Here is an 11,637-nt window from a genome sequence, read left to right on the forward strand (position 1 = left end):
GTCGAGCTGGGGGTTGGGATCACAGTTGCCTCGGTCATGGCCACGATTTTCTATCTTTTCGCCGGCCGGGGACGTACAGATGTTTGACGGAGGGCTCTATCCGTATTGGATCGTCATCTTCCTGATGATGACCGGGCTCTACGTCGTGATATCCCGCGACAACCTCATCAAGAAAGTGATCGGGCTCAACATCTTCCAGGTCTCGGTGATCATGTTCTACGTTGCGATGGGTAAGGTGCGCGGCGGCACGGCGCCTATCGAGGCCGAAGGTGTCGTCGTGTACTCGAATCCGCTGCCGCATGTCCTCATGCTCACTGCGATTGTGGTCGGCGTGGCCACCACCGCCCTCGCCCTCGCTCTCGTGGTGCGTATCAACGAGGCCTACGAGACCATCGAGGAGGACGAGCTGCGCGAGCTCGAACGGGAGGAAGAGGCGTGACCGGCGGCGAGGCCGACCTCGTTACCCGGGTCAGCGACGACCTGCCGGCACTACAGATAGCACTGCCCCTGCTGTCGGCCGCCGTCTGCCTGCTGGTACGTCGTCGGCGTGCCGCCTGGGCGGTGGCGATGACTGTCGCCTGGGGCTCATTCGCGAGCGCATGTGTGATCCTTTCGCGGGTCCTCCACCATGGGACAATCAGCTACGCGGAGGGCGGATGGCGAGCTCCGTGGGGAATCGAGCTTCACATCGATCTTCTCAACGCTCTGGTGCTGTTGATTGTCACAGGCATTTGCGCGATCGTGCTGACGGCGAGCCCGCGTAGCCTCGACCAGGAGGTGTGGCGCGAGCACCATCACAAATTCTACGCCCTGTACCTCCTTTGCATGACCGGGCTCGCAGGCATGACGGTCACCGGTGACGCCTTCAATATCTTCGTTTTCCTCGAAATCTCTTCGTTGTCGTCGTACGCACTCATCTCCCAGGGCACAACCCGCCGAGCCCTGACCTCGGCACTGCAGTACCTGGTGATGGGGACCATTGGCGGGACCTTCATCCTGCTCGGCGTCGGCATGATCTACATGGTCACCGGCACCCTCAACATCGTCGACATGTCGGTTCAGCTTTCGGCAGTCGGACCCAACCGCACCGTGTTAGTGGCGCTTGCCTGCATCGGCATCGGCACCGGAATCAAGCTTGCTGTCTTTCCGCTCCATATCTGGCTGCCCAACGCCTATACCTATGCGCCGGCGATCGTTACCGCATTTCTGGCGGCGACCGCGACCAAGGTTTCCTACTACGTGCTGGTGCGGTTTATTTTTTCGGTCTTCGGCGTCGACCTCGCCTTCGGTCTGCGGCTCGATGCGGTGCTCATGCCGCTGGCGATCGCGGCCATGTTCGCGGGATCGACCGTCGCCATTTTTCAGAACGATATCAAACGGATGCTGGCCTACTCGAGTGTTGCGCAGATCGGCTACATGGTCCTGGGGTTGAGCCTCGCATCGGTCAGCGGCCTGACCGGAGGTCTGGTCCACCTCTTCAACCACGCGATCATGAAGTGCGGACTCTTCCTGGTGATGGCGGCGGTCGTACTGCGGGTGGGCTCGACTCGCCTCGAGGCCTTCGCCGGTCTCGGGCGGAGGATGCCCCTCACCATGGCCGCCTTCGTTGTCGGTGGTCTGAGCCTGATCGGGGTTCCGCTGACGGTGGGATTTGTCAGCAAGTGGTATCTGGTGATGGGAGCCCTCGAGCGCGGCCTGTGGCCAGTGGCGGTGCTCATTCTCCTCAGCTCGCTGCTCGCGTTGGTCTACGTTTGGCGGGTGGTGGAGGTTGCGTACTTCCGGCAACCACCAGCGGAAGCTCCGGATGTCAGTGAAGCACCCGCAAGCCTGCTGGTGCCGACCTGGGTGCTGGTGGGTGCCACCGTCTTCTTCGGCATTTTCACCTCCCTCTCGGTCGGCGTCGCCTCGGCTGCCGCGCGCATGCTGTTGGGGGTCGAGCTGTGAGTGCAGAGGCGGCCGTCGGCCTGGCGGTCCTATGGCCGCTGTTCGGTATTCCATTGATTGTGCTCTTCAGACGCTGGCCGAACCTGCGTGAAGCCGCGACCCTGCTCACGGCGAGCTCGCTTTTCGCGGTCGCGGTCAAAGTAATTCTTCCGGTCGTGGTGGTGGGCGGGCGGCCGCGCCTGGAGATCATCGAGGTCCTACCCGGTCTCGACCTCGCGTTCGAGGTGGAGCCTCTGGGTATGCTTTTCGCGCTGGTGGCGTCGGGACTTTGGATTGTCACCTCTCTTTACTCGATCGGTTACATGCGAGGTCACGACGAGAAGAACCAGACCCGCTTCTACGTCTGTTTCGCCCTCGCCATCTCCGGCGCCGTCGGTGTTGCTTTCGCCGCCAATGTCTTCACCCTCTTCGTCTTTTACGAGATGATCACTCTCTCCACCTACCCGCTGGTGACCCACCATGGGACCGACGCCGCGAAGAGCGCCGGCCGTGTCTACCTCGGGGTCCTGATGGGGACTTCGATTGGGTTGCTGCTCTTCGCGCTCGTTTGGACCTACCTGGCCGCTGGCACCACCGATTTTCGCGCGGGCGGAATTCTCGCCGGACGGGTTGGGGGGTGGCAGCTGATTGCGTTGTTAGCGCTCTACGCATTCGGCACCGGCAAAGCCGCGTTGATGCCCTTTCACCGGTGGCTTCCTGCGGCGATGGTTGCTCCAACGCCGGTCAGCGCCCTGCTGCACGCGGTGGCGGTGGTCAAGGCGGGTGTGTTCACCGTGCTCAAAGTTCTGGTGTACGTCTTCGGTATTGACCTGCTCGCCTCGACCGACGCCAGTCGCTGGTTGACCTGGGTTGCCGCATTCACCATCCTTGCGGCATCGATCGTGGCGCTCACCAAGGACAACCTCAAGGCCCGGCTCGCGTACTCGACGGTGAGCCAACTGTCGTACATCGTGCTCGGCGGTGCCCTCGCGACATCTGCCGGCGTGCTCGGCGCCGGGATGCACATCGCCATGCACGCAATGGGGAAGATCACCCTGTTTTTCTGTGCCGGTGCCATCATGGTTGGCTCGCACAAGACCGAAATCTCGGAAATGAACGGGCTCGGGAGGCGCATGCCGTTCACTTTCGGCGCCTTCTTTCTCGGATCTCTGAGTGTCATCGGCCTGCCTCCGATGGGTGGTTCCTGGAGCAAGTGGTATCTGGTGCTGGGTGCGCTGGAGGCCGAACAGGTCGCGATGATGGTGGTGCTGATGGCGAGTTCCCTGCTCTCGATTGGCTATCTGATGCCGGTTGTCGGCAACGCGTTCTTTCGCGCGCCACCCATGGAAGGAGGCGATGAGGACGGCCACGGCCAGCCGCTCGACAAGCAGAGATTCGAGGCACCGCTCTTGTGCGTGCTACCGCCGGTGGTGACCGGCATCGGATGCATTGCGCTCTTCTTCTACGCGGAGGAGATCTATCAACTGCTGACCGGGATCGTGGCGAAATGAGCGAGGAAAAGAAGTACTGGCTCGACGATGGGCGGAACGTGGACAAAGTCTACTGGGGCCTTGTCGTGATCTGCGTGGTCCTCGGCATCGCGGATTTCTTCGTTCACCGGCACGCGTACTTCGGCTGGGACGGCTTCCCCAACTTTTATGGTTTCTTCGGCTTCGCAGCGTTCTGGTGCATCGTGATAGCCGGCAAGAAGCTTCGTAGAATCCTGTGGCGACCCGAGGACTACTATGATTGAGGCCTTCCCCCCGGGGCTGGTCCTGATCCTCGGATCGCTGTTGATCCCGCTGGTGCAAAAGCGTTTGCAGCCGTTCGTGGCCGTGCTTTTGCCGGTCCTCGGTTTTGCTCAGCTCCTCATGCTCGAGCCCGGTGTGTCGCACCAGATCACGATCTTCAATTACGACTTGACGATGGTGCGGATTGATCGGTTGAGCCTGGTCTTCGGTTATATCTTCCATCTCGCCGCCTTCCTTTCTGCAATCTACGCCCTCCACGTCAAGGACACGGTGCAGCATGTCGCGGCAATGATCTACGTTGGCTCGGCGGTCGGCGCGGTCTTCGCCGGTGACCTCATCACGCTCTTCATCAACTGGGAAATCACCGCGATCTCATCGGTCTTTCTGATCTGGGCCAGCCGGACCGAGGCGGCCTATCGATCCGGTATGCGTTATCTGGTGATCCAGGTCGGATCGGGTGTCTTGTTGCTGGCCGGGATCATCGTACATGCGTCGCGGACCGGCTCGATAGCGTTTGGCAAGCTCATCGGCGAAGATGGGTTGCTGAGTTCCGCCAGCCCTGGAGTCGTCCTGATCTTTGTCGCGTTCGGCGTCAAGTCGGCCTTTCCCTTCCTCCACAACTGGTTGCAGGACGCCTACCCCAACGGCACCGTGACCGGAACGGTTTTCCTCTCGGCATTCACCACCAAGCTGGCGATCTACGCCCTTGCCCGCGGTTTTCCCGGCACCGAGATCCTGGTTCCGATGGGTGTCGTGATGACCCTCTTTCCGGTCTTCTATGCGGTGATCGAGAACGATCTCAGGAAGGTTCTCGCGTACAGCCTCAACAACCAGCTCGGTTACATGGTCGTCGGCATTGGTATAGGCACAGCATTGTCGCTGAATGGCACGACCTCGCACGCCTTCGCCCACATCCTGTACAAGGCGTTGCTCTTCATGACTATGGGGGCGGTGCTCTACCGCACGGGCACCATCAAGGCAACCGATCTTGGTGGGCTCTACAAATCGATGCCGGTGACGACCGTCTGCTGCATCATCGCAGCGGCATCGATCTCGGGCTTCCCCTTCTTTTCCGGATTCGTCACCAAGTCGATGGTGATTTCCGAGGTCGAACACCTGCACCTGACCTGGATTTTCCTCGGCCTGTTGGTGGCCTCGGCAGGTGTGATGGAGCACTCGGGGATCAAGATCCCCTACTTCGCCTTTTTCGCTCACGATTCGGGAATCCGAGTGAAGGAGGCTCCATGGAACATGCTGGTGGCGATGATTGCCAGTGCGATCCTGTGCATAGCGATCGGCGTCTACCCCGCACCCCTCTACGAGATCCTTCCGTTCCAGGGAGTCGACTACGCGCCCTACACGGCCGGGCACGTGCTGACATCGTTCCAGCTTCTGATCTTCGCAATTCTCGCTTTCGCGGTCCTCGTACGTACCGGCATCTATCCGCCCGAGAAGCGGGGCATCAACCTCGACTTCGACTGGACCTATCGAAAAGCGCTCCCTGCGCTGATCGGTCGTATTGCTCGCCTCGGCGGTGCGGTGGGCGAGCAGTTGCGGGATTTCCTCTCGTCCCAACTCGAAAAGGCCTACCGGGTGATCTACCGTTTCCATGGCCCGACCGGGGTCTTTGCCCGCACCTGGACGACGGGTGCGATCGCCTTCTGGGCGGTGCTCGGACTCTTCGGCTTCTTGCTGCTCTACCTATGGGAGCGGTGAGGATTTCTGTAGGCGTTTCGCGATGAGAATCAGGGCAGCCATGGAACCCAGGTTGGGAGCAGCGTCGAGAGCGCTTCTACCCTATCTGGCCGTCTCCCTGCTCGTGGGCTTGACGTTGGCAGTTGCGATGACGGTGGCTAACTGGGAGAACCTGGGATGGTGCGGCGCTCTCGAGATGACAGGCGTGATGTTGTGGGTGAGCTTTGTGTTCAACGCCTTTCTCATGGTCCCAGTCGCACTGTCGTGGTGGATCCTCGTGATGAAGTGGCGCCCGGTTTTTTCAGGTCACTGGGCGACCTTCAGCCTAGCGGCTCTGATCGGCCTGGATCTCACATGGGTTCTCTGGAACCGGTTGGCAATGGTTCATCAATGGGCGTCGGTCAGGCCCTTCATCACCCATACGGGAATCGTCCAGTCGCTGGTGCTGGTCGCAGTTCTCGGGTTGCTGGTCGCGATTCCGTTTCTCCGGTTGCACGGAAGACCGAGGTCGGCATTGACGGCGAGCGTTGTCATCCTGCTCTCGGTCGTGATTGTCCTCATCTGGAACAGTTGGGAGGAGCGGCGAGAACGGCGTTACTCCCTGCAGAGAATTGCCAGTGCAGCCGGTATCTCAGATGTACCGGACGCGGTCGGCGTCCCAAAGCCTGCGAACGGCAAACTGGTCGTGCTCGGACTGGACGGTTTGTCGTGGAACGTCATGGTGCCGCTGCTGGACTCTGGAATGCTCCCAGCCCTGTCGTTTCTGATCCGACGAGGCGCCTTCGGTTATCTGGACAACGGCGACCAATCGCTGTCCCCGATCGTGTGGACCTCGATCTTCACTGGCCGGTCGCCGCAGAACCACGGAATCGATGGGTATCGAAAGCTCAACCTTCCCGTGTCCCGCCGTTCGGCCCTCGATCTGTTGTTGATCCCGCCGTCGATTGACAGTTTTTACGGCATCTCACACCTACTCAAGCGATTGCCATCGGCCGGTCTGTGGTGGTTCTCACACGCCGGGTCGAACGACCGCAAGGTGCCTGCGTTGTGGGAGATCGCTTCAATCTTCGGCCGCACCGTAGTCGTCGTCGACCCTTTGGCAAACCTTCCGGTGAAACCACTGAACGGCGCGGCGATCGACTTTCGGAGGACAAAGGACGCGTCGATCGCCACGTGCTATCCGGCGGATCTCTCGAAGAGATGGGAGATCAGGCCGATCCCACTAGCCACCGGTGCGACGGATGCCTCCTACAATCGGCTCGTAGATCGCGTGCTCTCAGGGCTCGACATTACGGTCGAGCTTGCGGGTGAGTACGATCCGGACCTGCTGGTCTACTACACCAACCTCCCCGACACCGTTTCACACATGAATTGGGACTTCTTCGCGCGTGACCGGTTCTTCCTCACTGATCTTCCCATCGACCTCACTGACGGCGGTTGGGAAAGCCTGGTGAGGAGCAACCTGGAGGACCGAACCTTTCGTGCCTACGTCCAGACCGATGCCATCGTCGGGCGCTTCATCGAGACCTACCCCGACGCCACGTACGTGATTGTTTCCGATCACGGTTGGACCTTCTCTGGTTACGAGCACTTCGGTTCCCCGGATGGGACCTTCATCGTTTCGGGTCCGGGCGTGCGGTCAGGCACGGGATTGTCCGGAATTTCGATCGTCGACGTCACGCCGACAGTTTTGGCCGCGATGGGAGTCCCATTATCGCGGGAGCTGGAGGGCACCGTTGTTCGCGAGGCTTGGCACACGGCGCCCGACGTGGTATCCGTCGAGCGGTATCCGCAACCCGAGAATGACGGGACCGGCGCGGTCGAGCTGAGTGGCGAGGAGCTCGAAAGGCTGCGATGGTTGGGCTATCTGGAGTGATTCCTCACGAGGCGCAAATGTGGCAATTTGAAGGAATTCCGGCGAAGGCGGTTGTTTGGATCCCGATCCGGGGTTAACCTCTCATATTGAAGATCTTTCGTGTCGTGAGGTGGAGCGGACCGCCGAAGGTGTTTTACGGTCGGGTATTTCCGCGGAATACAGTCCGCCCAGCGGATGATTCACCTACCGAAGGAGAAGTCCGAATTGAGCAGCTCCAACATACCTTCCTTCCACAAACTCTCAGTAGCGGAGCGGGTTCGTGCTGCCCGAGACCGCGGATTACTGTCGTCCCAGGATTACAAGGCTTTGATCGCCGGCCGCAACGTGCTCGATGTCACCAACGCGGACAACATGATCGAGAACGTCATCGGTGTCATGGGCCTGCCGGTCGGCCTCGGACTGAACTTCCTGGTCAATGGGCGAGACTATGTGGTGCCGCTGGCGGTCGAGGAGCCGTCGATCGTTGCGGGGCTCTCATTTGCCGCAAAAACAGCGCGGGCGGCCGGTGGTTTCACGACCTCGAGCACCGAACCAATTCTGATCGGCCAGATTCAGCTGGTCGACGTTCCGCATCCGACCAAGGCAAGGCAACAACTCGAGCGGCGTAAGGAGGATGTGCTCAACCTGGCCAACAGCCTCCATCCACGGATGGTGGCGCGCGGCGGCGGAGCAACCGACCTCGAGGTCGTGCTCCACCCAGCATCCCCTGACAACGTGGACATGATGGTTGTCCACCTGATGGTCAACACCTGTAACGCGATGGGTGCCAACTTGGTCAATACGATGTGCGAAGGAGTGGCCTCGTTCATCGAGAGCATTACGGGCGGCAAGGTCTTTCTCCGAATCCTATCGAATCTGGCAGACCGCTCACTGGCCCGGTCTTCGGTGAAGATCCCGGTGGAAGTTCTCGGCAACAACGGGTACGACGGTGAGCAAGTCCGCGACGGCATCGTTGTCGCGAGCCAGTTCGCCGCGATCGACTCCTATCGGGCGGCGACCCATAACAAGGGCATCATGAACGGCATCGACGCAGTCGCATTGGCGACCGGAAACGATTGGCGCGCGGTCGAGGCCGGTGCGCACGCGTACGCCGCGCGGGGGACGAAGTACTCGTCCCTGTCCCGCTGGTACAAAGACGAGGATGGAGACCTGGTCGGAGAAATAGAGCTCCCGCTCAGAGTCGGCATTGTGGGCGGCCCGATGCAGTCGAATCCGTCGGTCGACATGAATCTCCGCATCACAAAGGTCGAATCCTCACGAGAGCTGGCGGAAGTGATGGCAGCCGTGGGGTTGGCGCAAAATTTCTCCGCCCTTCGAGCACTGGCCACTGAAGGCATTCAGCGTGGCCACATGACACTCCATGCCCGCAGCGTGGTGACAGCGGCCGGAGCGCCGCCGGAAATTTTCGATACCGTGATCGAACGCCTGGTCGAGTCAGGCGAGATCAAGATCTGGAAGGCTGAAGAGATCATCGGACAGGTGTCGACCCAACTGGGCCACGACCTCGGCAAAGAAGAACGAGCCGATATGTCTGCGGGTCACGGCAAGATCATCCTCTTCGGCGAGCATGCGGTCGTCTACGGAAGCCGTGCCATTGCCGCTCCGGTTCCGCTCGCGGTGCGTGCTCGGGTGCGGGACGAGGAGGACGGTGTGTGGCTCGTGGTGCCGAGATGGGGCGTGGAGCAGCGCCTCCGCTCCGACTCCAGCAAGCGGCATTCCTTCGAGCAGTTCGCCGCTTTGACACTCGAGGAACTCGGGCTTACCGACCGACCCATGCGTGTCGAGGTTTACCCAGAGCTTCCGCGAGCGATGGGCCTCGGGGGCTCCGCGGCCGTTGCGGTCGCAATCATAAGGGCGCTCGACAGACACTTCGAACTCGGCCTTTCAGATGACGAAATCAACTCGCTCGCCTTCCGCTGCGAACAGGTGGCGCACGGTACCCCATCGGGGATCGACAACACCGTGGCCACCTTCGGACAGCCGTTGATCTACCGAAAAGGAGATCCGCCACAGTTCCATTCCCTCGAGCTACCGGAACCGATCACCTTCGTGATCGGGTTGACGGGTATCGAAAGCCTCACCGCCAAGATGGTGGCTCGCGTGCGAGCAGGCCGGGAGAGAAACCGCGACGTATACGACACCATGTTCAAGGGTATCGACGCCGTCGCCGGTCAGGCGATCGAGGCAATCAGGCACAACGATCTCGAACGCCTGGGTGAGCTGATGAACGTGAATCAGGGATTGCTCAACGGGCTTCAGGTCTCGAGTTGGGAGCTCGAGGAGCTGATTCAAATTGCACGCGAAAACGGTGCCCTGGGCGCGAAGCTCACTGGTGGTGGTGGTGGTGGTTCGATGATCGCACTGTGTCCGGACAGTTCTGCTGAAGTCATGAAGGCGATGCAGGACGCCGGCTACCAGGCCATGGAAGTCCGGATTGGCTGAGCCTTCCACGTCTTCAGAATTCGAGGTCGTCTCGAGCGAGGATGAAGAACTGATCCTGGTCGACCAATCCGATCGGGTGGTCGGTCACCTCCCGAAGGGCGCGTGCCACGACGGTGTTGGTGTTCTCCACCGCGCGTTCTCGATCTTCATATTCAACCGTGCCGGCGAACTCCTACTTCAGAAGAGGAGCTCGGAAAAACGCCTGTGGCCTCTCTTCTGGTCCAACAGCTGTTGCAGCCATCCCAGGTTCGGGGAGACCATGGGCGTGGCGGTCGAGCGGCGTCTCCAACAAGAACTCGGCATGCAAAGCGAACCCGAGTTCCTTTACACCTTCGAGTACCAGGCATCGTACGAGAACCTCGGGTCCGAGCACGAAATGTGCTGGGTGTACGCCGGCCTCAGCGACGACGAACCGCGACCACATCCCAACGAGATCGCCGACCATCGCTGGATCGACCCGGCGAAACTGGACGACGAGCTGCGCTCGGATCCGACGAGCTTCACGCCCTGGTTTCAGTTGGAGTGGCCACGGGTGCGCGAGACCTACCGATCCACCCTCGGATTATGAAAGAGCCCGCCCCAATCGGCGACAGCCCTCTTCGATCGCCTCATCATCGGCAAAGGTGAAGCAGAGACGCGCGAAGCGGTCTCCGGTCATCACCTCGCCAACCTGTTCGTCGACATCCGGATAGAATGCTCCGCCGGTTACGAACGCGACCTTTTCTTCAACCGCTCGATCGAAGAGCGCCTGGCTCGATCCTTTGGCGAGCTCCAGCCAGAAGAAAAAACCGCCCTGCGGTTCGTGCCACGACGCGAGACCGCCTGGAATATGCTTCTCGAGAGCCTCCTGCATGGCCCTGCTCTTGCGGGCATAGGTGGCAATGATGTGCTGCAAATGATCTTCGAGCAGGCCCCGGGCGCAGTATTCCGCGACCAGCGCCTGGGTGACGGTGGAGGTGCAGAGGTCTTCGCCTTGGCGCATCATGACCATCGATCGAATGAGCTCCGGGGCCGCGACCGACCACGCTACCCGAACACCGGGCGCAAGCACCTTTGAAAAAGAAGAGGTATAGATAATGTGTTTCCCATCGCCGGCGATGGACTTCAGCGTCGGCAGCCCCTCTCCAGAAAAACGGAGTCGACCGTAGGGATCGTCCTCGAATACCGGGATCATCTGCTCGTCGGCGAGCTCGACCAGCTGATGCCTTCGCTCGAGGCCCATGCAGGCCCCCGATGGGTTCGAGAAGTCAGGCACCGTGTAGATCAGCTTGGGGCGGTTACCGGTGTTGGCCACCACCTGTTCGACCACCTCGGGCAACGCCTCGACGACCATTCCATGGCCGTCGGTCGGAATGGTGGCGAATCGAGCACCCGCGTTGCGCAGGCAGTGGAGGGTGCCGGGATAGGTCGGCGCTTCGACCAGAACAACGTCACCCGGATCGAGAAGTGCGCGGGCCATGAGGTCGACCGCCTGCTGTGAACCCGACGTGACGAGCAGTTCGTCGGCTTCGGGGCGATAGCCGAAGCGCGTTTCCATCATCTCGGCAATCGCGTTGCGAAGCGGTGGGTAACCCTCGGACGCCCCGTATTGCAGCACCGTCCGTCCGTCTCGCCGGAGCACATCCGCGCAGGAGGCAAACCCGTCGACGGGAAACGTGTCCGGGTCGGGCAGGCCACCGGCAAAGGAGATCATTCCTGGCTGCTGAATGACCTGGAAGAGCTCGCGAATCGGTGATGGCTGCATCTTCCCGGCCAGCGCCGAAAAACGAAACAGAGAGTCCGTGTCAGTCGTCATAGCGCGGGGATTGTACTCTTACCGCCCGCCCGCCCGATACTGGATGCTGGATACGAGAATCTCGATCGGCCCGATCACCAAGGCTTGTGGCCGGAGGCTCGGGGCTTGAGCTCACGCGTTCCGGGTGCTCAGGTTGTTGAAGAAGACACCAAGTC

Annotated in this window: 9 protein-coding genes; 8 read left to right on the forward strand and 1 reads right to left on the reverse strand. The window is 60.8% G+C overall.

The genetic code is table 11. The annotated features are described in order from the left end of the window. Nucleotides 1-79 precede the first annotated feature (79 nt). The 8 genes from LJE93_04945 (at nt 80) to idi (ending at nt 10,255) form a co-directional block, all read left to right on the forward strand. Nucleotides 80-439 (forward strand): cation:proton antiporter subunit C, encoded by a 360-nt coding sequence (locus LJE93_04945; protein MCG6948248.1) that lies wholly within the window; start codon nt 80-82, stop codon nt 437-439. Next, nucleotides 436-1,944, forward strand: a complete 1,509-nt coding sequence (locus LJE93_04950) for a monovalent cation/H+ antiporter subunit D family protein (protein MCG6948249.1) — start codon at nt 436-438, stop codon at nt 1,942-1,944. The genes LJE93_04945 and LJE93_04950 overlap by 4 nt, the downstream gene beginning before the upstream one ends. After that, nucleotides 1,941-3,434, forward strand: coding sequence for a monovalent cation/H+ antiporter subunit D family protein (locus LJE93_04955; protein ID MCG6948250.1), 1,494 nt, complete (start codon nt 1,941-1,943; stop codon nt 3,432-3,434). The genes LJE93_04950 and LJE93_04955 overlap by 4 nt, the downstream gene beginning before the upstream one ends. Next, nucleotides 3,431-3,676: a hypothetical protein gene (locus LJE93_04960; protein MCG6948251.1), complete on the forward strand. Its 246-nt coding sequence runs from the start codon at nt 3,431-3,433 to the stop codon at nt 3,674-3,676. Before LJE93_04955 ends, LJE93_04960 begins: the two co-directional genes overlap by 4 nt. After that, nucleotides 3,669-5,390: a Na(+)/H(+) antiporter subunit D gene (locus tag LJE93_04965; GenBank protein ID MCG6948252.1), complete on the forward strand. Its 1,722-nt coding sequence runs from the start codon at nt 3,669-3,671 to the stop codon at nt 5,388-5,390. Before LJE93_04960 ends, LJE93_04965 begins: the two co-directional genes overlap by 8 nt. 40 nt (nt 5,391-5,430) lie before the next feature. Further along, nucleotides 5,431-7,245 carry an alkaline phosphatase family protein gene (locus LJE93_04970; GenBank protein ID MCG6948253.1) on the forward strand — a complete coding sequence of 605 codons (1,815 nt, stop codon included), beginning with the start codon at nt 5,431-5,433 and terminating at the stop codon, nt 7,243-7,245. A 174-nt stretch (nt 7,246-7,419) separates the two neighbouring features. Continuing rightward, nucleotides 7,420-9,687, forward strand: coding sequence for a hydroxymethylglutaryl-CoA reductase, degradative (locus LJE93_04975; GenBank protein MCG6948254.1), 2,268 nt, complete (start codon nt 7,420-7,422; stop codon nt 9,685-9,687). Continuing rightward, on the forward strand, nt 9,680-10,255 hold the full coding sequence (gene idi / locus LJE93_04980) for an isopentenyl-diphosphate Delta-isomerase (protein ID MCG6948255.1): 576 nt from the start codon (nt 9,680-9,682) through the stop codon (nt 10,253-10,255). The genes LJE93_04975 and idi overlap by 8 nt, the downstream gene beginning before the upstream one ends. Here the strand turns inward: idi and LJE93_04985 are convergent. Beyond that, on the reverse strand, nt 10,250-11,482 hold the full coding sequence (locus LJE93_04985; GenBank protein ID MCG6948256.1) for a PLP-dependent aminotransferase family protein: 1,233 nt from the start codon (nt 11,480-11,482) through the stop codon (nt 10,250-10,252). The genes idi and LJE93_04985 overlap by 6 nt on opposite strands. Nucleotides 11,483-11,637 lie beyond the last annotated feature (155 nt).

The sequence above is a fragment of the Acidobacteriota bacterium genome, from assembly GCA_022340665.1.
In the GTDB taxonomy this organism is placed as follows: Bacteria; Acidobacteriota; Thermoanaerobaculia; order Thermoanaerobaculales; family Sulfomarinibacteraceae; genus Sulfomarinibacter.

Excerpts from the sequence above, each read along its gene's own strand:
- LJE93_04945 (MCG6948248.1), top strand. The coding sequence starts at position 80 with ATGTTTGACGGAGGGCTCTATCCGTATTGGATCGTCATCTTCCTGATG.
- LJE93_04960 (MCG6948251.1), top strand. The coding sequence starts at position 3,431 with ATGAGCGAGGAAAAGAAGTACTGGCTCGACGATGGGCGGAACGTGGAC.
- LJE93_04965 (MCG6948252.1), top strand. The coding sequence starts at position 3,669 with ATGATTGAGGCCTTCCCCCCGGGGCTGGTCCTGATCCTCGGATCGCTG.
- LJE93_04970 (MCG6948253.1), top strand. The coding sequence starts at position 5,431 with ATGGAACCCAGGTTGGGAGCAGCGTCGAGAGCGCTTCTACCCTATCTG.
- LJE93_04975 (MCG6948254.1), top strand. The coding sequence starts at position 7,420 with ATGATTCACCTACCGAAGGAGAAGTCCGAATTGAGCAGCTCCAACATA.
- LJE93_04985 (MCG6948256.1), bottom strand. The coding sequence starts at position 11,482 with ATGACGACTGACACGGACTCTCTGTTTCGTTTTTCGGCGCTGGCCGGG.